Genomic DNA, 23692 nt, shown 5'->3' on the forward strand with positions numbered 1-23692 from the left:
ATCCACGAAAGACACGCCGAAGACAGGCCCCGGGTTCCCCTCATCTTGGAGACCCACGCGAGCACGGATCATCGACTAAATCGCAATAGCGCGTTCGATCTTTCATCGGAAGCGAACTTACGCGAAAATCGCAAACAGAAGTAGCGATCGAGGTTTTCATACGAATAATTCATGTTCGATTCTTCACGTCAGGCACGCGATCTCGATGATATCCCGCCTATCGTCGACCGCCGAGCGGGGGGCAAGAGCCGAACACGGTCGAAGCAGTGCCTGTCCGTTTTAGGTCAAGGCGTTGATCGCGTAGGGTTCGGGATAGTCGGCCTCTTCCAGATTGGCGTCGTTCGATCCTCGATCCAGGACGAGAAAGTCCGAGACATCCCCAAGAGCCAGCAGCGGATGATGCCAGGTGCCCTTAGCGTAGGATACGCCCTGAGTTTCGGAGGCTAGAAAGGCTTGTGGCTCTCCGGGCCGGCCCGCCATGTCTTGCGCCACGACCACGAGATAGGGCCTGCCCGCCAGAGGCATGAATGCTTGGCTGCCAAGCGGATGGCGTTCCATCATGCTTATGCGGATCGGCAGGACGAACGGCTTGCCGCGAAAGATCGAGATGATCGGGCGGCCGCCCTTGTCAGACACGTCCACCGGCGCGATGTCGTGAAAACGGGTCGTCGTGCCCTTGTTGATGAGGTGGATTTCCGAGGCGTTGTCCGTTTCAATGACCTCGCCGAAAGGGCGAAAGGCGTCGGCGGTCAGGGTGATCGGCAAAAGCGGCTTCATATCCTCACCTTTCCATCTGGTGCGAACTCCGTATCGCGAAGCGATCAAACGGATTTCGCACCAGATGGAAAGGGCTGTCGACTGATCGAAACGTTGATACCGTTCGTTATCCTCGGCCCCTCAGGGCTAGGGACTCACGCCCGAACGCCGTTCACAATCGCAAAAGGATCGCGGTATGCGGCTTGGTCTGCCTAGACCCGATTGCCGCTTCAGATGGGGGCGGCACGGGTCCCCTGGCTCTTCGAGCGGGAGGAGAGCGAAGCGTCCAGGGGGCTTGCCTTCACTTTTGAGCCTGCAGACACGGCGTTCATTTATGAATCGACGCGGTGGGACTAAAAGCACCGGACGCTATGACGCGCCTATTGGCGGCGACCACTGAAAGAGGATCGCCGACGTTCCGTTCGACGCGACCGATCAGGATCAGGCGGTCCTTGCGAGCGCATCCTCTCGTTCGCTCGCGAGGCTCTCGGGCCCGTCTTCGAAGCTTGGCGATCCGATGAGATGTTCGATCCCGTCAATGAAACTTTCGCTGCCGAACGTCTCATCCATTTCCAGAGGCTCCGATAGAAAGCCGAGCGCTTCGTCATCGGCGTCCTGCGTGACGAAGGCGTTTTCCTCCATCCGGGCAAGGAGCTTTCGAAGCGGGGTGGTCATTGGCGGGTATCGGGCGATCAGGGTGGATAAGGCTTTATGAGCCTGGTCGAAGGTCGCCTGGCTCATCTCGGCGCCGGCGATCGCCATTTCGATGAGGTCGGCGACCGCCTCGCCCGCCCGGCGGGCGACGAATTGGATGGCGGCGTTCTGACGATCCCTCTCGCGATGGGCGAATTGTTCCGCGCTTTCCTTCGGCTTTTTCGCGATTGGAGAGGGCAAGGCTTCCGGCATATCGGGTTTCGGACGCTTTGCTTCGAAACGCGCAAAAGCCTCGCGCTCGATCTCGGCCAGAGGGACGCTCTCTGTGGGTTTGAAGCTGGCAGCGTGGAGGGGACGCGCCTTGGCTGGCTTCTGTCGATGTTGGCTCAAGCGGCTTCGGCTTGCCCGGGTGCCGCCGCTTCGAAAGCCGGCCGTCGGATTTGAGTGAGCAGGCTTGAGTTCGGCCACATCTACGAGAAGCTCGGCGATCTTCTCGCCGCGCTCGCGCCAGATGGCTTCTGCCTTCGGTATCACGCGCTCGCTCAAGAGACTTCGGAACACACTCGTCTTCAACAGATGGACGAGCCAGGCGAAGGGCATGGAGCCTGGACCTTGGCGATAGGCCGCTTCGATCCCATGGGCGTGATGGGCAAGGCGATCCCACCGGGTGGAAAGCCCGTCGCGTTCCCGCTCGTTCGGATGCGTCGGAACGGCGGGCAGGGCAAAAAACGCCATGTCGCCGCCAAACCGCTGTTTGATCGTCTCGAGGTCTTTCGCGATCGCCTGAAAGGGTTTGGAGGAAAACAGCGATCGTTTGTTGCGGATGGCATTCGATGCATGGGTCGCACTGGCGTGCAGCTTCTCGAAGATTGCCGAGGCGCTTTCGCAGATCTCCGTCGCCGTCATCCGATCCGCGGTCTCCGTAGCGATCGCCTGAACCCGCTCTATGACCCGCGGCGGAACCGCAAAACGCATCAAATCGGCCGCATCCTCGGGGTTTTCGCTGTGGCAAGCTGCGAGGACGAGCCTCTGCAAGGCGTCCAGATTGTCCTCGCCCGAACGTGGCGCGGCAAAGGGGATGCCTTCGGCGGTGCAGCCATCGATACAGAGAATGAGGTCGAGCTTGTCGCGAATGTCCGGCGTGACATAGGGGAGATAGGCTTCGATCTCCTCGGGCTGCTCGGCCGCCATGCCATTGATCGCGGCGCGGACCTTGAAGACGCCCTTGTCGAGCGTTGCCACGACCCGGATCGTGTTCCCCTTGATCTCGAATTCGACGAAACACTCTTTCATGGAGCGATCCAATCTCTCTGCGTTAAGAGCAGCATGTGACGTAAACTGCCGTTCGCGCCGTCTCCTCGGATGCGCGAGCACCGAAAGACAGGTCCGAGCGGTTTTTTCGTAGCTCAAGCGACAACGCGGCATCGAACGAAGGATTCGGTGCGCGGATATCGTCTCAAACTATCGCTCGGAGTTTCAAAATTCGATTGACGGGGCTGCGGCCTTTTTATGATGCCGAGCAAAGGGTTACCTGCTGAGTTCAAATTGTCGACGAAGTTGATCGACGTGCCGGTCCGGCGCTGATGCGGCATCGCTCGCGCGATGTCATTGGAGGCGATGTCTGTGAGTTCCGTCTGGTGGGCTGGAACAGGGTCGACAAAAGCTGTCGAGCGTGTCGTCGCCGCTACGGACTTTGCCGCAGCATTGGGTCAATGCTCCGCTTCAGAGCATCGAAGGGGATCGGAACGGTTCGTCCGATGCGTTGACAATCAATCGCTTGAAGCGAGCGCGTGGGACGAAGGAGCCAGGAAGCCGAGCATGGCTGGCGCTCCCTCGTCTGGCAGGTTCGATTAGAGCGTCGCCTTCACCCGAGGACGAGGCTCGGCCTTCTGGGGCATGGCGCTAGCCTTGGAGTGTCGGATGTCGGACAGGCATCTCGTGCATCTCGTCGAAGCCAATCGGGTTTTCGCCGATCAGATCAAGACCGCCGATCAGAAGGCGGCTTATATCTTCACTTTCGTGCTGGCCCTCGTGGTCTGGTCGGCCGAAACGCGGCGATCCTTCAGCCTGGAGCATCTGAGCGCGGCAGGTTTCGTGCAGCTTATCGCGAGCTTCACCTTGATGGGCTCCATTCTCTGCGCCTTGATTTCCGCCATCTGCGTGGTGCTGCCGCGCTCTCGGCCTGGCTCGAGCGTCCTTTTTTGGGGTGCTTGGCCGCAAGCGGGCGAACGGCTTTGCGAGGCCCGCAAGAGCGACGATCCGAGTTTCGTCTTCGACGATTATCTTCAGAACACCCGGACGCTCGCCGATATCTGCCAAGCGAAATATCGCCTGGTTCGTTTCGCTTTCCGGTCCATGCTGGTCGTCGTAGCCAGCTATGTGATGATGCTCGTTTCGTCCGGATGAACGGCCGTGCCGCTTGTCGCAGGCGGTGACTCAAGGGTCGTCGGCTTGAAATCTCCAGTGTCGAGGGGCCGGCCGAAACGGCCGGCGCTCCAGTCGATTATCGCGCGATCCGCAGGCTTGAGACCTCTTCGGTGATCTTGCCGAAGGCGGCGATCAGCTGGTCCTTGTTCGCCGCATCGTAATAAAGCTTCTTCGTCGGATCCGTCAGCCCGTAGGACGCGCAGTCTTCCAGAAGCGACTTCGTCGGCGATTGATCGGACACGTCGAAGGCGATGGTGAAAATGATGACGCCGTCCGTTCCGTCCGGTTCGCGGTGATCGTCCTTGATATTCTGGCAAAGCGCCTTTGTAATCTTGTTCATGCGATCGTTCAGATCGGCGCCGCGCTTGCCGCTCGATGTGCCGGGCGCGGTGGTGAACAGTCGACCATCCTTGGTGTTGCCGCGCGGCTCCTGAACCGTCGCATAGCCGAACATGCTGTAGATCGAGTTGTTCTCATTGTCGACGTCGACGGGCGATCCATTGCTATAGCTCGGATTGAGCGTGTTCTCACCGTCGGTCATCAGAACGATGGCCTTCAGATTGCTCTCTTCGCTCCAGCTGTTGCCCTCGGTGAAGGGTTGCGTCGGAGTGACCAGACGCCAACCCCAGGCCAGCCCTTCCGGGATGTTGGTCGCGCCTGCGGCCTGCATCTCCCCCAAGGCAGTCTGAACGGCGCTTTCGGATACACTGAGCGGCGTGAGTGGCTTCGAGTTGCAGGAACTGTTCGGTCCGCCGTCAGTCATGGATTTCAAGTTACGCTCGGTGCTCATCAGGTATTTGTTGACGTCGGCCTGCGAGCCGCGAGCGACGTCCTCCCTGTCATTGGCCACACCGTAGCGCGGATTGGCTTCCTGGTTCGGCGCCGTTCTCGACCAATCATACGAACTGATCGACTCCGGTTCCATGTAATTGCCGTCGAACATCGCGGGCAGATAGTTGTTGTCGAGACCGGACCAGTAGCCCCGCTCGTCAGGCGCAAAACTGGGGACGAAGAGCGTATCTGGATTGGAACTCGACGGCGCGGCATCGGTGATGGCCAACCCGCCGGGACGCGCCTCGACACATCCGGCCCAGCCGCCAGGAAAGCGCTGCTGACCGTCCTGATAGGTTCGATACGCGACCGGCCAGCACCGTTTGGCCCAATTCTTCCATCCGCATGTCGAATAGCCGGACACGACCTTGGCGTTATCGTATAGCCATTGGCGCGTGAGAATCTGGCCGTCGGAAACTCGCACCCATCGCTGTCCCTCCTTCTTGGCGAGTTTGGTTCCGTCGTAGTCCTGCCAACGGCCCCAATCGAGATTCTCGTGATGAATCGAGGATTCGCCGAAGCGGTCGATCCAATCGGCATTCTGATAAGCCTTGCCGACATTCACCGCGCTCGAAAAGGGCACGATGCCGATGCGCACCGGCGGTTCGCCGACGGCCTCGGAATTAACGGCCATCAGATCCTTGACCAAGCTCTCCGCCGCATCCTTCAGCTTGTCGAGCTTGGACTGCCCATTGGGCGCCGAAGTGTTGGGAACGCCTTCAGCCCATGCCATCGAGCCAGAATTGTCTAGGACGAGCGCCATGTCGATCGAGCGATTCTCGATGACGATTTGGGTTCTCACCGTAATCGGAAGCGGATCCCAGTTGAGCGTGCCATTCGACACATATCGCAGCGCATTGGCGAAAAGAGCCTTGTAGTTCCGCGTCGCCGACAATGTCAGGACGCGGTTGCCGGCGATCTTCTCGATCCCTTCGTAACGTAGAACCGTATCCTGGCGGCGTTCGTCGCTGATATTCTCGAAGAAAAAGGCGTCGGCGATGGACTTCAGCCCCTGCTCGTCGAGTGCGCCGGCCCGTCGCGCCGCCACGAGCGCCGCCTTGTCGATCGAGCTCTGAATTTCCTGCTCGGCCATGACCGCGCCGCCGAAATCAACCGCGGAGCCTGCGCCGAGCACGAGAATAGGAAGAACGAGGGCAAAGATCATCGCGACATTCGCATTGGCGTCGCGAAGCCAACGGCGGACGAGGGCGACAGGGTGCATCATGCAAAGCTCCATGGCCGGTGGAGCGCATGCTATGCGTTAAAAGCTTATAAGCATTTAAGAATACAATATTCTTTCTTGATATCGTCCGGGCCTCGTCCTCACCCAGGGCGTGCAGATTTTCTCTCGAAAATCGCGGTGCCGGATTGGCGCTTTCATACGAAACGCGTTTGATCGCTTTGCGAAACGGATTTCCAACCCGCTCAAGCGCCGCGCAGGGTTTGATACGGAGCCCGATTGAATCAGTCGGACACCGTATCATTCATATGCAGCGCGGCATGCGTATCGGGACGGCCCCCGTCCGAGACAAGGGCCGTCGTCCTTATTCCGCCGGCGCGAGGGTGCCTTTCCGGCGCCTGTGAAACCGGCGGAGCGGATCGCCGAGGCGGGGGCTTGGCGCATCATGGCCCATACGCCTGCGAATGAAGGCGATCACACATTCGCCGAGCATGAGGAGGGCAGGGGTCAGCACAAGCGTCAGCAGCGTCGCGAAGGTCAGGCCGCCGGCGATCGCAGCTGAAAGCTCCGTCCACCATTGGGTCGAGGGGGCGCCGAACTCGATATCGCGGTTAAGGAAGTCGACATTGGCGCCCATCACCATCGGCACCAGGCCGAGAACCGTGGTGATCGATGTCAAGAACACCGGTCGCAGTCGTTGCGCGCCGGTTCTGAGCAACGCTTCCAGCGGCGGCTGTCCGGATTTGCGCAGGTCGTTATAGGTGTCGATCAGCACGATATTGTTGTTCACGACGATGCCCGCCAGCGCGATGACGCCGATACCGCCCATGACGATGCCGAAGGGACGGCCCGTCACGAGCAGGCCATAGAACACCCCGGCAGTCGAGAAGACGATCGCGCTCATCACCAGAAACGCCTGATAGATCGAGTTGAACTGGGTCACCAGGATGATGAACATCAGAGCCAGTGCGACCCCGAAGGCACCGGTCAGGAAGTTGGCGGCCTCTGCCTGATCTTCGGCTTCGCCGCCGAAGGTGTATTCGACGCCGGCCGGCAGATCGGCCTTTTCGAGCGCCGCCGTCAGCTTTTTCACCTGATCGTCGACGAGCAGGCCCTCGGCCGCATCCGCTTCGATGCTCATGACGCGCCGCTGATCGATGCGCAGGATCGTGCCGACTTTCGGTGCCGGCTGGAAGGAGACGAAATTGCGGATCGGCACCAGCCCTTGGGCCGTCGGGATGCGGAGATCCTCCAGCCGTTCGAGCGTCCGGTCGCCGGCCGGGAAGCGCACGCGGATCGGCACCTCGCCGTCGCCACTGGCATCCTCGGGGCGATAGTCCGACACCTCGATCCCGGCGGTCAGCAGCTGCACGGCCTGGCCGAGAAGGGAGACGTCGGCGCCGTAGCGTGCGGCTTCCTCCCGGTTCACCGACAGCTGCCATTCAACGCCCGGAAGCGGACGCGTATCGGTGACGTTCTCATAGCCGCCGATCTCATCCATCAGACCGCGAACCTTTGCGACCGCCTTGGAAAGCTGGTCGAGGTCCGGACCGTTCAGCTTGAGGTTGATCGGTTTGCCGGAAGAGGGGCCGTCCTGCTGCTGTTGAACCTGGATGGTGATGCCGGGAATATCGGCGACCCGCGCCCTGACGTCGTCGAAGATTTCGACTGCGCGGCGCCGCTTGTCCCAATCATCGAGTTCGAGCTGGATCGTGCCGATGACGTCGGTGCCGAGCTGGCGCGCGCCGCCCTCCGAGAGGGTTCGGGCATAGACGCTATCCACCTCGTCGAGATCGAGAAGTCGGTCTTCGACTTGGCGAACGAGCGCGTCCTTTTCCCAGATCGAGAAATTGTCCCGAGCCCGCACCTGGACCTGGGCGAATTCGGGCTCGATCGAGGGGAAGAACTCGACGCCGCGACCATATTGGGCAAAGCCGTAGAAGCCGCCGACCAGAATGGTGATGGCGATGACGAGGGTGGCGAATGGGGCTTTGACCGCCGCGTTCAGAACCCTTAGATAGCCGCCCGTCCAGCCGCCGATCGTTGAAAGGTCGCCGTTCTCTGCCGCCTCGAGCGCCTGTCGCTGCTTGATCGGCAGCGGCTGAGCCTTGCCGATCACGCCGCCGAGGACGGGGATAAAGATGAGCGCCATGAAGAGCGACGCCGTCAGGGTGATGATCACCGTCAGCGGCAGGAACTTCATGAATTCGCCGACAATGCCCGGCCAGAAAAGAAGCGGCAGAAAGACCGCGAGCGTCGTCGCCGTGGAGGCGATGATCGGCCAGGTCATGCGTTTTGCAGCCTGCTTATATGCCTCGCGCGGGCTCGCCCCTTCCAGAAGCCGCCGATCGGCGAGCTCGGTCGTCACGATCGCCCCATCGACCAACATGCCGACGACGAGGATCAGGGAAAACAAGACGATGATGTTCATCGTGAAGCCCGCCATCCAAAGGATCGCGATGCCGGCGAGGAAAGAGCCAGGGATCGACAGCCCGACAAGGATCGAGGTTCTGAGGCCAAGCGCCGCCACGATGACGATCATGACGAGGACGATCGCCGAAATGACGTTGTTCTCGAGATCCGTCAGCATGGAGACAACCTGCTCGGACTCGTCCTGCAGATAGCCGACATGGACCGTTTCCGGCCATGCTTCTTGATGCTGGGCGACGACGGCGCGCACCGCATCGACCGTCTCGATGATGTTTGCGCCCGAACGCTTCTTGACCTCCAGCGCCAGCGACGGCTGACCGTCGATGCGGGCAAAGCCGTCCGGGTCCTGGAATGTGCGCCGGGCTACGGCGACATCCTTGAAGGTCAGAACCGTCGAGCCGTCGACCTTGATCGGCATGTTGAGAACGTCGGAGACATCTTCGACGAGGCCGGGCACTTTGAGGACGATCCGGCCGGCCCCGGTGTCGATGGCACCGGCGGCGATCAGGCGGTTGTTGCGGGTAATCTGATTGACCAACTGATCGAAGGAGATGTTGTAGGTCTCGAGCACCGTTGGATCGATCAACACCTCCATCAGCTCGTCGCGATCGCCGCCGATATCGACTTCCAGAACGCCCGGTGCCGCCTCGACATCGTCCTTCAGATCGTTGGCGAGTTCCACCAGGGTGCGCTCAGGGATCGGGCCCGAGAGAACGACGGTCAGGATCGGGAAGAGCGAGGTGTTGATCTCGGTGACGACCGGTTCGTCCGCCTCGGCCGGAAGATTCGGCTGGGCGCGATCGACCGCGTCCTTGACGTCGGTCAGCGCTTCGTCGGCATCGAAACCGGCCTCGAACTTCAGCTGAACTGAGGCAAAGCCCTCATAGGCGTGCCCTTCCAGCTCGTCGAGGCCGGAGAGCGACGCAAGCTCGGTCTCCAACGGCTTTACGATCAGGCGCTCGGCATCCTCCGGCGAGATGCCTTCGAGGGCGGTCGAGACATACATCACTGGGATCGGGATGTCCGGCTGGGATTCCTTTGGGATCGCGCGATAGCCGACAATGCCGGCGACGATCACCAGGCATAGGAACAGAAGGATCGTCCGCGTCCGGTCGAAGGCGCCGTCGATGATCGAATTCATTCGCTCAGTTCCCCTCCGATCCGATGGCACCGAGCGCCGAGGCAAGGGCGCGGGCGAAGGCCTCGGTCATGGTCCCGGTCGCCTCCAGCCCGTTGTCGGACTGAAAAGCGCCGATGGCGCTGCGGGTGGCGCTGCCCATCACGCCGTCGGCGGGGCCAGTCTCGTATCCGAGGCGGGACAAGGCTTCCTGTGCAAGACGCACGATCTGCGAATTGGGCGCGCCGTTTTCGTCGAGGCCGCCCATGAGGGCAGCGGTCTTCAAAACCTCCGCCGGATTGACGGCGCTCAGCGAGGATTGCGGCCGTTCGTCCCCAGACGCGGCCTGGGATGAGTCATTTTGGTCGTTGGGCGCCGCTCCGGCGGGGTTCATCAGGCCGGATGGCTGTGTGGCCCCTTGATCGTTCGAAGAGACCGCGCCTGGCATGGCGATCTCGGAGTTCACCGCACCGGGCGAGGCAGGACTGACCCCATCGCCGCTTTTGGGCGCGATCGGGCGAACAGTTTCACCGTCCGACACGAAGCCCTGACCGACCGAGATGATACGCAGCCGCTCCGGCAGGCCGGTGACCCAAATCCCGTTGGTCTCGGCGCGAACGAGCGTCGCGGGATAAAAGCCGACCCGGTTGTCCTGCTCGACCGCTTTGACGCCGAGTTCGCCGTCCGGACCGAGCGCGAGGATGGCTGCCGACAGGAAATGCGAAGGCGTCTCGCCGACGGGGATGCGCACCTGAGCGGAAATGCCGGCCGGAACGTCGCGATCGGGGTTGGGGATCGTCACTTCGACGGGGAATGTGCGCGTCGCCGCGCTGGCATTGGACGCTACATAGGTCACCTCGCCTTCGCGCGTCACGCCCGTGATGAAGGTCACGCTCGCTTTCTGCCCGCGCTCGACGCGGCCGACGTTCTGCTGGGCGATCTGAATGTCGACGGTCAGCGGATCATTGTCGATCTGGGTGCCGACCTCGGCGCCCGCCGTGACAAACTCACCAATATCGAGATCGAAATCCTCCAGAACGCCGCTGATTGGAGCGCGGATTTCCGTATCGCCGCTCGCTTGGCGCACCGTGGCAAGGGCGGACTCGGCGACAGCGAGCTCGGCTCGAGCCGAATCCAGCTCGGCCCTCGTGGCATAGCCGCGATCGGCCAGACCCTTCACGCGGTCGAAGTCGCCCTGTCGGCGCGCAAGCTCTGCTTCTGCCTGGGCTATCTGCGCGGCGCGGTCGTCGAGGGCGATCTTCGCGACAAGATCGCCCTCCTGAAGGAAATCGCCCTTGCGGACCTCGACGCTCTCCACCGTGCCGCCGACCTTGGCGCGGATCGGCGTCTGCCGATCGGGCAGGGCCTGGCCTTCGGCCGCGACGAATTGCGTGACGGGCCGTGCGACGGACTCGAAGGCTTCGACGGTGAATGGTTCGCGCGCCTTTTCGGCTGTTGTCTGCTTGGGCGCCTCGGGCGGCTTTTCGGCAAGCATTCCCGAACTCATCCATCCGACGAGCCCCAGCACGAACAGAAAGGCGAGCCAGCCGGCCTTGGAGCGTGGCTCCTTCGCCGGCCTTTCGCTCGCTTCGGGCGCCTGCTGGCCTGGCTGCTCGACAGCCTTGGCATCGCGGGTGTCTTCGCTTGTCATCGTTGGACATCTCCATGAGAAGCCCGGACAATCGGCGCTTCCGCGGCCAGACGGACGGCGAGTGCCTCCAGGGTGGAAATCATTTCGGTGAAGAAGTGGCGGGTCGCGGCGATGCGCCCGCACCCATCTCCGTGGTCTGGAAAGTCCGCACAAGTCTGCTCGACCAGCTCGCTCGTCTCGCGCATGCGCGCGGCGACGCCTCGAATCATATTGACGAAAGGCTGATCGGACAGGCGGAAGAAGTCGCGCCGCTCCCCGTCATGGCGAACGCGCTCGATGAGCCCGTCACGCTCCAACAGGCGGGAATTGGTCGAGATCGAGGCGCGGCTGACGCCAAGACGCTCGGCAAGTTCCGAAAAGCTGATTGGCCCGACCTCGACGAGCATCAGGCCGAACAGGCGGCCGGAAATTCGCGGCATGCCTTCGGCCTCGAAATGGTCGCCCATTCGCTCGATGAAGCGATCGCAAGCCTTGGCAGCTAGTTCGGACCGGAACGCGGTGGGATCGGGAGCAAGATTCATGGGCCGCAAATACGGACAGCCCCTCGTTCATTCAAGGCTGAACGCAAAAAATTGTTCAGCCGTTACTGAACGACTGATCGCATGGGACAAATATCGCGTCGTGATCATTTTGCGCGGCTTCGGTTCCGGGATCAGACGAGCCCGGCGCTCTCGAACGGTTATCGTCTCTTGAAATCTATTGGGATTGCAGTATACTTTGTAATACAAAGTCATTTAGGGAAGCCGAATGGATCATCGGAAGGCGCTTGCCGACATCGACGATATCCGCAACCAACTCGCGGCTTCGACAACGTTTCGGGGCTTCGGTCCCGCTGCGCTGACGGCGACGGGTGGGCTCGCCCTCCTCATGACGCTTCTTCAGGCGACTATGCTGGCGCCCATGGCGGCCGATCCCATCGCCTTTTTCTCCTCTTGGATCGCCGTTGCGGTCGTCGCGACCGCGCTGATCGGGGCTGAAATGCTGGTGCGCTCCCGGCGCCATCATTCTGGCCTCGCCGATGCGATGATCCTGCAGGCTGTACAGCAATTCCTGCCGTCAGGCGCAGCAGGGGCCGCGATCGCGGCTATCCTTCTCCGTTTCGCGCCCGACGCGGTCTGGATGCTCCCCGGCCTCTGGCAGATCCTTGTCGGGATCGGCATCTTCTCCGCTGCACACTCTTTGCCGAAAGCCGCAAATCTCGGCGCGGCCTGGTATTTTATCGCCGGCTGCGTGGTCCTTATGCTGGCTAGCCAAAGTCATGCGCTCTCGCCTTGGGCGATGGGCATTCCCTTCGCCGTCGGACAATTGCTCATGGCCGCCGTCATCTTCCTTGCAGGCGGGGATAACGATGCCGACTAAGCCCGCCGCTCCTTATGCCTATGACGGTCTCGATCGGGTGATCCATGAAAAGGCCCGCCTTGGAATCATGACCTCTCTGATTTCGCATCCGAAGGGCTTGTCCTTCAACGATCTGAAGACGCTTTGCGGCCTGACCGACGGCAATCTCAGCCGCCATGCGCAGGTTTTGGAAGAGGCGGGTCTCGTGCGCATCGACAAGCGCTTCGAAGGCAAGCGACCGATGACAACCGTGAGGCTGACCTCAGCGGGCCGCCAGCGCTTCGTCGATTATCTATCGGTGCTGGAGGCTGTGGTTCGAGACGCGGCGAGTGCTGCGGGCGAAGACGATGTTCCCGACGGGGTCGGGGCCTGAAACAGACAAGACCTTTTTATTTGACTGGAGGCTTTATGATGCAAAATGCATTCGAATCCAAACCCCATATCGGAACCATCATGGATGGCAATGGCCGCTGGGCCGAGGCACGCGGCCTGCGGCGGAGCAGCGGGCATGAGGCCGGCGTTCGGGCCATCCGCCCCATCGTCGAAGCGGCCGCTGATGCCGGCGTTGGCACGATGACGCTCTATGCCTTCTCCAGCGACAACTGGAAGCGCCCGCAAAAGGAAGTCGACTTCCTCATGCGCCTTTTGAGGCGCTATCTCGATGAAGAGATCGAAACGCTGAGCCGCAAAGGCATTCGCGTCAGCCTGATCGGACGCCGCGATCGGCTTCCCGACGGGACGGCTTCCCGAATTTCGAAGGCGGAAGCAAAGACCGTGACCGGGGCCAGGCTCCATTTGAGGATCGCCTTCGACTATTCGGCGCGCGAGGCGATCGTCTCCGCTGCCCGCCGCGCGTCGCCTGCGATCGATCGGGAGGCATTCTCGGCAACGATCTCGGGCGATGGAGCCGGCGACGTCGATCTCCTGATCCGAACCGGCGGCGAGCAACGCCTCAGCGACTTTCTCCTCTGGGAATGCGCCTATGCCGAGCTCCTGTTCGTCCCAACCATGTGGCCGGACTTTGAGCCAAGCCATCTGAGCGCGGCACTCGCCGAACTTACCAAGCGTCAGCGCCGCTTCGGCGGGTTGGCCTCCGACGCGGCGGCGGCGTGAGCGCTGCTAAACACATGGCGCGGCCTTCTGCGGAACCATCGAAAGATCAGGGGTCCATGACGCGATCGTCCGAAGTGTCGGCCGCTCTACAACATCCACCATTTTCGCCGGCCGTCATCGGCCTTTCGGCTTGTCCTTGTTGGGCGTCATCACACGCTTCAGCGTGGCGCTCAGATCGTCGAAGGGGCGGGCCGAGCGTTCGTCGTCGGGACGTTGCGACAGGAAGTCGTACATATGCGGGACGAGATCGACCGCCTGGTCGAGGGTCTGATCATTGCCGCGCTGATATCCGCCGAGAAGCCGCAGATCCCGCGTGTCTTCGAAACGCGATGTCATCGCGCGAAGCCGGGTGACGAGTTCGCGCTCCTGGGCGCTCCAGGCCTTGTCGGCGAGGCGTGAGATCGATTTCAGATAGTCGACGGCCGGAAAGCGGCCCTGTTCGGCAATCGCCCGGTCGAGAACGATATGGCCGTCCAGCGTTCCGCGAATGGAATCGGCGACCGGGTCGTTGTGGTCGTCGCCATCCACCAGAACGGCATAGATGCCGGTGATCGTGCCGGAGCCTTCGAGACCAGGCCCGGCCCGCTCCAGAAGCTGCGGCAATTCGGAGAAGACGCTCGGCGGATAGCCGCGCGAGACGGGCGGTTCGCCTGCCGCCAGCGCCACGTCACGGGCGGCATGGGCAAGGCGCGTCACGGAATCGACGATAAGAAGGACGTCGTCGCCCTGGTCGCGGAAATATTCGGCGACGGCGGTCGCCGTGCGCGGTGCGAGGCGCCGCATCATCGGACTCTCGTCGCCGGTCGCGACGATCGTCACCACCTTGTCGAGATGGCCGTCCATCGTTTCTTCGAGAAATTCCCGCACTTCACGCCCGCGTTCGCCGACGAGCGCGACGACCACCGTGTCGAAGCCCTTGGCCTGGGACAGCATGCCCATCAGGGTGGATTTGCCGACACCGGAGCCGGCGAAGATGCCCATGCGCTGGCCTTTGACCAGCGGGGTGAACAGGTCGACGACGCGAACGCCGGTCGGAACCGGCTTCGTGATGCGGCCGCGTTTCAGCGCCGGCGGGGGCGGGGCGTCGACGGCACGCATTTCCATGCCCGTCACGACCGGGCCACGATCGTCCTGAGGGCGACCGAAGGCATCGAGCACGCGGCCTTTCCAACTCGTATCGGGAGCGATCGCGAAGGGGCCGATCTTGCGGGCGGGGGAGCCGACGCCGCGCGTGAAACGATTGCCATAGGGCTTGACTGTGAGCCAATCGGAATCGATCCGCACCACCTCGCCGAATTCTTCGCCATTCTCGCCCGGGCAGCCGATACAATCGCCGAGCTTGACGAAGGGGGAGAGGCCGGAGACGCGAAAGGCCTGGGGGCCGACGTCGACGATCCGGCCCGAAATCGACAGGATCGGTGCATCGAGGCCGCCAGAGGAATCCTGATGGGAAGCGAAGGTCACGAGCTGGCTCCGAGCGTGCGAATCGCTTCGGAAAGCGACTGATCGTTGGTGTCGACAACCTTGGCCGCGCTCTCGAAGGCGCGCTGCAAGGTGATGAGGCGGGTCATCTCCATGATGGGATTGACGTTCGCTTCTTCAACATAGCCCTGAACGACGCTGTCGGAGGTGAATTCGACGACGGGTACGCCAGGTCTGTCGGAGCGGACGCCCGAGGTGTCGGCACGCGACAGATTGGCCCCTTGCGGGATGCGGAAGAGGCCGATGGCGCCGACTTGCTGGCCGTTCTGATGGATCATGCCGCCCGCCGAGACGACGATCGGACCACCGGCCGGATCGATCTGGAGCGGTGCGCCACCGGAATCGACGAGCGGCCGCCCGGTCAATGTCTGCAGCGTGCCTTCGGGCGTGACCTCCATACGGCCGTCGCGCGTGTAGATGAGGCCGTTCTGTCCCTGATAGGCGAAGAAGGCCTCCCCTCTGACGGCGAGATCGAGAGGGTTGCCCGTCTGGGTCAGGGCACCCGATTTGTTGGAGAGATAGGTTTCGCCCTCGGTCACGAAGGCAACGGGGTCGGGCGCGGTGCGCGAGAGAAGCTCCTCGAAACGGACCTCCTCGGCTCGAAAGCCGACCGTGCGGACATTGGCGAGATTGTGGGCGAGCGTCTCGAGACGCTTTTCCATCGCAATCTGGCCGGAGAGGGCTACGGGAAGGGACGTTTCCATGGGTGATCGGACCGTCGATATCGGGTTGCGACAAGGAGGAACGGCACCATCGAACGGACATCCGCCGCACTCTCGCCCATTCGGGTTCAAGCGCAAGACGAAAGCGCGCAAGGGCCGCCCTTGAGGCCCGTTTTCGGCGCCGACCCTTGCCCCAGCCTGTGAGGCACGGTCACGAAACGGCGAAGCTTAAACTTCGACGGTCTCCATCAAGCTCCGCACAAGCGCTCTTCCTTACCGCTCACCTTACAAATTCAATGTGAGGGTTCCATGGGTATTCTCTTAGGCATGGTCGTGGTGCTCGGCTGTCTTCTCGGCGGCTTCGTAGCGATGGGCGGCCATCTGGATGTTCTCGTCCAGCCCTTTGAATACGTGATCATCTGCGGCTCGTCCTTGGGCACGTTCCTTGTCGCCAACCCGCCCAAGGTCATCAAGGACTGCGGCAAGGCGATCGGCGAAGCCTTCAAGAATGCCGTGCCGAAGCAGAAAGACTATCTCGAAATTCTCGGCCTTCTGCATCAGCTGATGCGCGAGATGCGGTCCAAGTCGCGTTCCGAGGTCGAGGCGCACATCGATGCCCCTGCGGAATCAACGATCTTCCAGGCCTATCCGTCCATTCTGAAGGACAAGCAGAAGCTCAACTTCATCTGCGACTATGTTCGTCTGATCATCGTGGGCTCGGCAAGGAGCCACGAGATCGAGGCCCTGATGGAAGAAGAGATCGAAACCATCACCCACGATGCCATGAAGCCCAAGCACGCCCTGCAGGACGTGTCCGACGGTCTGCCCGCACTCGGCATCGTCGCCGCGGTCCTCGGCGTCATCAAGGCCATGGGCGCTCTTGACCAGTCGCCGGAGATCCTGGGTGGGCTCATCGCGGCGGCCCTCGTCGGTACGTTTGCCGGCGTTTTCTTCTCCTATGGCGTCGTCGGCCCGATCGCTTCGAAGATCAAGTCAGTGCGTGAGAAGAAGTGCCGCGTCTACATCACCATCAAATCGACCCTGATCGCTTATATGAACGGCGCCATGCCGCAGGTCGCGATCGAATATGGCCGTAAGACCGTATCCGCCTATGACCGTCCGACGATCGACCAGGTCGAGGCCGAGACGCTCGGCGGTGGAGCAGCGGCCTGAGCCGCGTGACGAAGGGAGCGGACGATGAGCAACACCGCCGCCGTGGAAACCACGACTGACATCGGCGCCCGCCTGAGAAATGCGGCGCAGGTCGAACCGTCACGCCTGCCCCGTCTCAGCCTGATCGGCGAGAAGACGGCGGTCGCCACGGGAGAGGATTTCGACCGGCTGTCGATCAAGGATGCGGAGGTCGTGTTTCTCGGCCTCGATATGGGGCCTCGGCCCGACGCAGAGGACGAGGACAACGCCGATCAGCTCGTGGCGAGCTTCAAGAGCCGGCGCTTTGCCCGGCCCTCCTTTATGTCCGTGTCGAAGAGCTTCGTCGAAAGTGCGATCCAGATCTTCTTCGGCGCGGCTCCGGCGCGCGAGGGAAGTCCTGAGCGAGCCTTGACGGATCTCGACAAGGCCGTCGTGAAGATGGCCCTCCAGACGCTGCTCTCGCAGTTCGACAAAGCGCTTCGCGATGTCGATCAGGCGGGCTTGAGCTTCGGAAGCTTTGCCGAACCCGAGCAATTCGGGGACGTCTTCGGCGGGCTGGATGAATCCTTCGTCCTGATGCGCTTCGAAGTGGCGCGGGGCGAGGCCAAGCATGTGATCACGCTGGCGCTTCCGAACGCCTATGTGGCGCTCATCCGGCGCAGCCTGATCGTCATGCCGGAGCCGCCGCAGCCTTCGCCCGACGAAGCCTGGACCGAAGCCATCGAGCGCAATTTCGAAAAGTCCGATCTCAACCTCGAGGCGGTTCTGGCCCGCAAGAAGGTTCCGCTCTCGATGGTCGCGCGCTTCCGGGTCGGCCAGACCCTTGCGCTGGAGACCGGCGTTGCGGAGGCCATCGCGATCGAATGCGAGGGCAAGCCCCTCTTCAAGGCGCAGGTGGGCTTTGCCCGCGAGTCCTACGTCGTCCGCTTCGACAAGCGGATCGACCCGACCCAGGAGTTCATCGATGGGATCCTTGCTGATTGACGCGGTCCTAATGGTCGCGCTCGTCGTCACCGCCGTGAGAAGTGGGCGGATGTATCGCGAGCTGAAGTCCTTGCGCGAATCCGAGAGCGGGCTTGCGGCAGCGCTCGCCGAGTCGGAGCGTTCGCTCAACAAGGCCTGCGAGGCGGTGATCGCGCTCAAGCATGATGGGCTCGACACGATGCGCCGTCTGGAGGCCGAATCGAACCGGGCGGCGGAAGTCGGCCTGCGTCTCGCCAGCCTCGTGGAGCGCGCCGAATATCACACCGGCACCAGCCGGCGTCCCGCCGCACCTGCGGCCCTGCCGGCCGATCTTGCAAAGGCCTCTTAGGACATCGTCTTCCCCGATGGCAGCTTCACACCAGACTGCCACGGTAACCATGGTTTATCGACCCGCCGGCATGACGACCGGGCGAAGGGTCTCCAATCAATCAGGAGAATGACACTCCATGAGCGACCCCAACGAATTCGACGGCAACGAGCTCGATCTGCCGGATTCCCCCTTCTCCTTCGATTCGGACGATCGCGACGACATCGAGGATGATGACGACGGACAGCCGGATTTCCGAGGCGCCGACGAGATCGACATCGATCTCGTGATGGACGTGGCGGTGACGATGCAGGTCGTGCTCGGCTCCTCACGCATTTCCGTCGCCAATCTCCTCAAACTCAATCGCGGCTCGGTCGTGAAGCTCGACACCAAGGTCGGCGATCCGGTCGACGTCGTCGTCAACGGTCGCGTGATCGCTCGTGGCGAGATCGTGGTTCTCGACAAGGAGGAGCAGCGCTTCGGCGTCACGCTGACCGAGGTTGCGACCCCTGGGTCGAACCTGAAGGCGAAGAAGTCGAAGGCGGCCTGATTTCGCGATGACCAGCCTCGCTCGCTACTCGGAAGACCTCGAAGTTCCGCCCTTGTCGGGCGGTGCGCGCGCGGCCGTGCTCCTCCTGGCGCTCGGCTCCGAAGGCGCTTCTCGGGTTCTCAAGCACATGGCGCCGAACGAGATCGTCGCTCTGCGCCAAGCCGCGGCATCGCTGAACGAGGTTTTGCCGGAACAGATCGAAGCCGTGGTCGAGGAGTTTTCCGACACCTTCAAGCGCGGCCCGATCTTCCCCGGACCGTCTCAGCAGATGACGAAGCTCCTGAAGAGCGCTTTGACGGAGAACGAGTTCCAGTCGCTGTTCCCCAACGAGCGTCAGGACGACATCGACCGTATTCTCTACGCCGACACCCGGAATGTCTGGGAAGCGATGGCGGAGATGGAGGGCGCGGTTCTGGCCGGCAAGCTGTCGGGCGAGCATCCCCATATCGTCGCGTTGCTTCTCTCAAAGCTTCCGAGCGACGTCGCCGTCACGATCATCAAGGCGTGCGATCCGTCGATGCGCAACGACATCATGCGCCGGATGCTCATGGTCAAGCCGCTGGCGGCTCCTGTCCAGGCATTGTTCGAGACACATGTGCGCGAGGCCTATCTGGTCACCGGCGATGATGCGGACAATGGCTCCAGCCATATGATGCTGGCCAATGTCATCAACCGGATGGACAAGACCGACGGCAACGAGCTCATCGAGGTCATCGAGACGGACATGCCCGAGGACGCCGAACAGCTCAAGAAGCTGCTCTTCGCCTTCGAGGACATCCCGACAATGCCGGCCCGTGCGCGACTCACTTTGTTCGACGGCATTGCCGCGGACACGGTCATCATGGCCCTGCGCGGGGCGGACGAGACGATCCGCGAGTCCGTGCTCGCGGCGCATGGCGCCCGTGCACGCCGCATGATCGAGGCCGAACTCGGCCAGAACGTCCAGCCGCTCAAGCAGGACATCGATGCGGCTCGCCGCGAGATCGCCAATCTCGCGCTCGAGATGGCAGGGGCGGGCACGATCCAGCTCAGAGACGAAGAGGGATCGGAATGATCGGGTTCGATCGGCATTTTGCCGCTCGACCGGTCGGGGTTTCACGGAACGTCAACCGATTTGCGGGCTAATCGGCCGTGGCGGAGAGCGAAGATCGAGCCTCGAAGACCGAGGAACCGACAGAGAAGAAGATTCGCGACACGATCGAGAAGGGCAACCTTCCGGTTTCGCGCGAAGCGCCGATCCTGGCGTCTTTTCTGGCGACGATGGCGTTCATCGCCTTCGAGGCGCGGCAGGCGGGAAGCCGTCTTGCCGAAAGTCTCGAGACGACGTTCGACAACCCTCTCCAGTGGGATCTGGAGACGAGCAGGGATGCCCTTCATGTCCTCTCGGTTCTGGCCAGCCAGAGCGCTGCCTTCGTCCTGCCCGCCGCGATCTTCTTCGCGGTCGGCGGCATTCTTTCATCGATTCTGCAAAATCCGCCTCAGATCAATTTCGAGCGGATCAAGCCCAAGGCTTCGAACGTTTCACCCGTCTCCGGTGCCACGCGCATCTTCGGCCCTAAGGGCCTGACGGAATTCGGAAAAGCCGTGTTCAAATTCATCATGATCGGCGCCGTCGTCAGCTCAGTGCTCGTCAGCAACATCTCGGCGATCATGCAGACGATGCATTCCGATCCCGTCCTTTTGCCGGAACTGATTCTCTCGCTCGCGATGAAGCTTCTGTCGGGCGTTGCGATCGCGACCATCCTTCTGGTGGCGGCCGACATCGCACTGACGCGTTTCCATTGGCGGCGCGATCTGCGCATGTCCAAGCAGGAAATCAAGGACGAGATGAAGCAGTCCGAAGGCGATCCGATGGTCAAGCAGCGCCAGCGCCAGATCGCCCGTGAGCGCACCCGCAAGCGGATGATGGCAGCCGTGCCCCAGGCGACGCTCGTCATCGCCAATCCGACCCACTACGCCATCGCGCTGCGCTATACGCGCGAAGAGGGCGGCGCCCCCGTTGTTCTGGCCAAGGGTACCGATCTTGTCGCCTTGAAGATTCGCGAGATCGCCGAGGAGAACGAGATCCCCGTGATCGAGGACAAGCTTCTCGCCCGCTCAATGTATGAGCATGTCGAGATCGATCAGATGATCCCGCCCGAATTCTACAAGGCGGTCGCCGAGCTCATCTATTATCTCCACACCCGAGGCGGCAGCAAAGTGGCACTCGCCACCGCTTGATCCGCGTGATGGCGTCGCGGCCTCGACGGACGGGGTCGCACGCATGTCGCTACGGCCCATGCGCATCGCATATGGACGAAGCGGGTCCCGCGAATAGTGGAGGATGCGGGAACCTTGTGCTCGCGTATCTACATCTAAGCTGTTCACATGGTTCGGGGAAGGCAGGAGGCATAGAACGTCAACTGTGACATTTCGCCGACGAAATCCGGCGGTCTCGAGGCAGGCTGTGACGCTCGCCAGGCCGTTGAAGGGTCGTCGGGTGAAATCGCAAAGGGCGTATCGCGTCGAGGGATCGACGGATACGGACAGTCAAGGGAAAGCGGTACAGTATGGCGTTGATCGAGGCACCGATGGAGAGGGTGAAGAGCTTGCCGCACGGCGCCTCTGAGCGACAGGGTGCTTCGCCGCAAAATCGTCTTGGACCCAAACTTCCGTCTGCTTCGGCGCAATTCTCCAGACTTCGCCTCCTTAGCCGTGACGCCTCGTCGATCGTCCGGCATGCAGCTTCGAACGCAAGCGTCTCCGTCGTCGAACTTGCCAATCCACCACGATATGACAACGTGGTTTCAGTCGTGCCAACGGGCAGCGACCGTGCGATCCTTGTTTCTCGCAAGAGTGAGCTGACGGCCTGAGATGCTGGACATCAAAAAACGCACGACCCTGGTCCGGGAAAGACTTCTGGCTGATGCTATCCGCGAATTCGTCGCCGAGCTCCGCCTCGTCGACGTTGTGGACTACATCGCCTATCTCCGGCTGGAGCATTACGGAAATATCGCCGACATCGTCTCGTCTTCGGCGGAACTGACCTTGAAGCCGAACGTCTTGCGCTTTGCCAACTCCGGCGACGTTCGTGTCACCTGGGCAACGCCGCCGATCGTCTGTCTGGCGCTTGAACTCCAGCACCAGGACCTCACCGCGCATTTTCGTCTGGAACTTGGCGCCTCGACCGCCGCCGTCGACATCACCTATGTCGACTTTGCCGGACATGGCGATGCCGATGACGCCGAAGAGCAGCGGCGATTCCGCAGCATCCTTGCCGATGCCCGGCTTGAGCGAACGAGCCCTCGCGAACGTCACGATTGAGGCGGGCGAAAGCCTGCTTCCCGGCTCGGGCAGCGCGCATTGGCAGCAACGTCTCTCTTGATCGTTGCGAATGGCAATTGTTCAGCGCCGCGCTTGGCTATGTCTCGAATCTGGTCCCGCTTAACGATAGGCCGGCGTCTTGCCCAAGCGGCGCGGGCTCCACGCGGGGCCACGAAGGAATGAAGCCGCTTCAGTGGCGCTTCCTGGCAGCCAGGAGGATGAGGGCCGCAGACCACCAGATTGCCGGATCGGATATCCTGCGCAAGCTCTGCTCCAGCCATCTCGATCTTTCCTGAAATACCGGCTTCGAGCGACTGGATTCAAGCTCCAACATCCATCCTGGTATGTAATATACTACTAATGAGAGCGTTCCGCGATCGGCGCCCGCGTTAATGTTTCCGGCATAAAGATTAAGAGTGACCCAGCGTAGCAGCGGGTTCTTAACTCTTTCGAAACGTCTTCAGCTTCGGACAAGCGCCTTTCCCTAGAACAACGGGCAGAACAAAGAACCCAATTTCGGGGCCCGTCATGGATCAGGTCTATCTCTTCGGACTCGCTTCCGACCGCGCCTCCTGGCTCTCGCAGCGCCAGGCGACGGTCGCCGAGAACGTCGCCAATGTGAACACGCCCGGCTACAAGGCCAAGGACATCGCCTCCTTCGAGTCGGTTCTGGCCGACACGGGCATGAGCCAGCGCGCCTCCGATCCGCGCCATCTCGCCGGCTTCGGCGAAGGCTCCGGTCGCGAGCGGCCGACAGCGGACCGGCTCGACGCCAACACCTGGGACGTCAAGCATTCCGGCAACTCCGTCGCCATTGAAGAAGAGATGCTGAAGGCCGGCGAGGTCTCCCGCGACTACTCCCTCAACACCAGCATCGTGAAGTCCTTTCACCGCATGCTGATGATGACCGTGAAGGGCTGAGCGCCATGGCCGATCCTCTCGTCACCACGCTGAAGATCGCGTCCAGCGGTCTGAACGCCCAGTCCACTCGTCTGCGCGTCGTCTCAGAAAACGTCGCGAACGCCCAAACGACCGGGGCGACGGCCGGCAGCGATCCCTATCAGCGCAAGACCGTCACCTTCGGCTCGACCCTCGACGAGATCACGGGAGCGAGCATCGTCCGGGTCGCCGATATCGGCACCGACGATACGCCTTTCGTCGAGGAATATGATCCAGGAAATCCAGCGGCCAATGCCGACGGCTATGTCAAGCGTCCGAACGTGAACATGCTCACCGAAATGATGGACATGCGTGAGGCCAACCGGTCCTACGAAGCCAATGTCCAAGTGGTGAAGCAGGCTCGCGAAATCATCAACATGACCATCGATCTTCTGAGGAGCTGAGCCCATGATCCCTGCCATCGGATCCTCCTTCGCCACCAACTCCACCATTGCCCCGTCGAACACGCCTTCGGTTTCGAGCGGCGTCGCCCCTTCGAGCGGCGCCTCGTCGGTGGATTTCAACGAATTCACCGAGGTGCTCTCCCGCGTCATGGTCGACGCCGTCGACACCATGAAGTCTGCCGAGGCGACCTCCATCCAGGGCGTCAACGGCAAGGCCTCGACCCAGGCCGTCGTCGAAGCAGTGATGAGCGCGGAGCGCACGCTCCAGACCGCCGTCGCGGTCCGCGACAAGGCCGTTGCCGCCTATATGGAACTGTCGCGCATGGCGATCTGATCGCGACCCTGACGCGGACGGTTCGCCGACCGGGCCAGGGTTTGACGGCAGATCGCGGACGGAGCGAAGCGTCGCGGA

23 protein-coding genes are annotated in these 23692 nt (G+C 61.9%); 15 read left to right on the forward strand and 8 right to left on the reverse strand.

Translation table 11 applies throughout. The annotated features are described in order from the left end of the window. Positions 1-279: 279 nt before the first annotated feature. The gene (locus B9A15_RS01820) at positions 280-777 is read right to left on the reverse strand and encodes an ureidoglycolate lyase (RefSeq protein WP_084408242.1); all 498 of its coding nucleotides are present in this window, start codon (positions 775-777) and stop codon (positions 280-282) included. Between the two features lie 420 nt (positions 778-1197). Beyond that, positions 1198-2703, reverse strand: coding sequence for a hypothetical protein (locus tag B9A15_RS01825; RefSeq protein ID WP_084408243.1), 1506 nt, complete (start codon positions 2701-2703; stop codon positions 1198-1200). A gap of 627 nt (positions 2704-3330) precedes the next feature. Between B9A15_RS01825 and B9A15_RS01830 the strand changes: the two genes are divergently transcribed. Continuing rightward, on the forward strand, positions 3331-3816 hold the full coding sequence (locus tag B9A15_RS01830; RefSeq protein ID WP_084408244.1) for a Pycsar system effector family protein: 486 nt from the start codon (positions 3331-3333) through the stop codon (positions 3814-3816). A 97-nt stretch (positions 3817-3913) separates the two neighbouring features. Here B9A15_RS01830 and B9A15_RS01835 read toward each other — a convergent pair whose 3' ends face one another. From B9A15_RS01835 to B9A15_RS01850, 4 genes are all read right to left on the reverse strand, one after another. After that, positions 3914-5893, reverse strand: a complete 1980-nt coding sequence (locus tag B9A15_RS01835) for a TadE/TadG family type IV pilus assembly protein (RefSeq protein WP_170923131.1) — start codon at positions 5891-5893, stop codon at positions 3914-3916. Positions 5894-6212: 319 nt separating this feature from the next. After that, the gene (locus B9A15_RS01840) at positions 6213-9419 is read right to left on the reverse strand and encodes an efflux RND transporter permease subunit (protein ID WP_084408246.1); all 3207 of its coding nucleotides are present in this window, start codon (positions 9417-9419) and stop codon (positions 6213-6215) included. Between the two features lie 4 nt (positions 9420-9423). Continuing rightward, complete coding sequence (locus B9A15_RS01845; protein ID WP_084408247.1) at positions 9424-11046, reverse strand: efflux RND transporter periplasmic adaptor subunit; 1623 nt, start codon at positions 11044-11046, stop codon at positions 9424-9426. Further along, positions 11043-11567 carry a GbsR/MarR family transcriptional regulator gene (locus B9A15_RS01850; RefSeq protein WP_084408248.1) on the reverse strand — a complete coding sequence of 175 codons (525 nt, stop codon included), beginning with the start codon at positions 11565-11567 and terminating at the stop codon, positions 11043-11045. Before B9A15_RS01850 ends, B9A15_RS01845 begins: the two co-directional genes overlap by 4 nt. A 226-nt stretch (positions 11568-11793) precedes the next feature. Between B9A15_RS01850 and B9A15_RS01855 the strand changes: the two genes are divergently transcribed. Genes B9A15_RS01855 through B9A15_RS01865 form a run of 3 tightly spaced genes read left to right on the forward strand, consistent with a single transcriptional unit; the run spans position 11794 to position 13497 of the window. Next, entirely contained in the window at positions 11794-12405 is a 612-nt protein-coding gene (locus tag B9A15_RS01855; protein ID WP_084408249.1) for a hypothetical protein, read from the forward strand. After that, complete coding sequence (locus B9A15_RS01860; protein WP_084408250.1) at positions 12395-12757, forward strand: winged helix-turn-helix domain-containing protein; 363 nt, start codon at positions 12395-12397, stop codon at positions 12755-12757. The genes B9A15_RS01855 and B9A15_RS01860 overlap by 11 nt, the downstream gene beginning before the upstream one ends. Positions 12758-12795: 38 nt before the next feature. Continuing rightward, on the forward strand, positions 12796-13497 hold the full coding sequence (locus B9A15_RS01865; RefSeq protein WP_084408445.1) for a di-trans,poly-cis-decaprenylcistransferase: 702 nt from the start codon (positions 12796-12798) through the stop codon (positions 13495-13497). A 114-nt stretch (positions 13498-13611) separates the two neighbouring features. Here B9A15_RS01865 and fliI read toward each other — a convergent pair whose 3' ends face one another. Then, on the reverse strand, positions 13612-14961 hold the full coding sequence (gene fliI / locus B9A15_RS01870) for a flagellar protein export ATPase FliI (RefSeq protein ID WP_084408251.1): 1350 nt from the start codon (positions 14959-14961) through the stop codon (positions 13612-13614). After that, on the reverse strand, positions 14958-15683 hold the full coding sequence (gene flgF / locus B9A15_RS01875; RefSeq protein WP_084408252.1) for a flagellar basal-body rod protein FlgF: 726 nt from the start codon (positions 15681-15683) through the stop codon (positions 14958-14960). The genes fliI and flgF overlap by 4 nt, the downstream gene beginning before the upstream one ends. A 267-nt stretch (positions 15684-15950) precedes the next feature. On the opposite strand from flgF, the gene motA reads away from it, so the two are divergent. From motA to fliE, 11 genes are all read left to right on the forward strand, one after another. Next, entirely contained in the window at positions 15951-16814 is an 864-nt protein-coding gene (motA, locus tag B9A15_RS01880; protein ID WP_084408253.1) for a flagellar motor stator protein MotA, read from the forward strand. Positions 16815-16838: 24 nt separating this feature from the next. Further along, complete coding sequence (locus B9A15_RS01885; RefSeq protein WP_084408254.1) at positions 16839-17777, forward strand: FliM/FliN family flagellar motor switch protein; 939 nt, start codon at positions 16839-16841, stop codon at positions 17775-17777. Beyond that, positions 17758-18105, forward strand: a complete 348-nt coding sequence (locus tag B9A15_RS01890; RefSeq protein ID WP_139798148.1) for a hypothetical protein — start codon at positions 17758-17760, stop codon at positions 18103-18105. The genes B9A15_RS01885 and B9A15_RS01890 overlap by 20 nt, the downstream gene beginning before the upstream one ends. A gap of 118 nt (positions 18106-18223) precedes the next feature. Continuing rightward, positions 18224-18634, forward strand: a complete 411-nt coding sequence (gene fliN, locus B9A15_RS01895; protein WP_084408256.1) for a flagellar motor switch protein FliN — start codon at positions 18224-18226, stop codon at positions 18632-18634. 7 nt (positions 18635-18641) lie between these two features. Beyond that, positions 18642-19688, forward strand: a complete 1047-nt coding sequence (locus B9A15_RS01900) for a FliG C-terminal domain-containing protein (protein WP_084408257.1) — start codon at positions 18642-18644, stop codon at positions 19686-19688. Between the two features lie 77 nt (positions 19689-19765). Then, positions 19766-20854, forward strand: coding sequence for a flagellar biosynthesis protein FlhB (gene flhB, locus B9A15_RS01905; RefSeq protein ID WP_084408258.1), 1089 nt, complete (start codon positions 19766-19768; stop codon positions 20852-20854). A gap of 329 nt (positions 20855-21183) precedes the next feature. Next, entirely contained in the window at positions 21184-21486 is a 303-nt protein-coding gene (locus B9A15_RS22360; RefSeq protein WP_139798149.1) for a hypothetical protein, read from the forward strand. A 1-nt stretch (position 21487) separates the two neighbouring features. Beyond that, on the forward strand, positions 21488-21937 hold the full coding sequence (locus tag B9A15_RS01910; protein ID WP_084408259.1) for a hypothetical protein: 450 nt from the start codon (positions 21488-21490) through the stop codon (positions 21935-21937). A gap of 528 nt (positions 21938-22465) precedes the next feature. Continuing rightward, positions 22466-22858 carry a flagellar basal body rod protein FlgB gene (gene flgB / locus B9A15_RS01915; protein ID WP_084408260.1) on the forward strand — a complete coding sequence of 131 codons (393 nt, stop codon included), beginning with the start codon at positions 22466-22468 and terminating at the stop codon, positions 22856-22858. A 5-nt stretch (positions 22859-22863) separates the two neighbouring features. Further along, the gene (gene flgC, locus B9A15_RS01920) at positions 22864-23280 is read left to right on the forward strand and encodes a flagellar basal body rod protein FlgC (protein ID WP_084408261.1); all 417 of its coding nucleotides are present in this window, start codon (positions 22864-22866) and stop codon (positions 23278-23280) included. 4 nt (positions 23281-23284) lie between these two features. Continuing rightward, entirely contained in the window at positions 23285-23614 is a 330-nt protein-coding gene (fliE, locus tag B9A15_RS01925) for a flagellar hook-basal body complex protein FliE (RefSeq protein ID WP_084408262.1), read from the forward strand. The last annotated feature ends 78 nt before the right edge of the window (positions 23615-23692 follow it).

Source organism: Fulvimarina manganoxydans (assembly GCF_900176465.1).
GTDB classification, from domain to species: domain Bacteria; phylum Pseudomonadota; class Alphaproteobacteria; order Rhizobiales; family Rhizobiaceae; genus Fulvimarina; species Fulvimarina manganoxydans.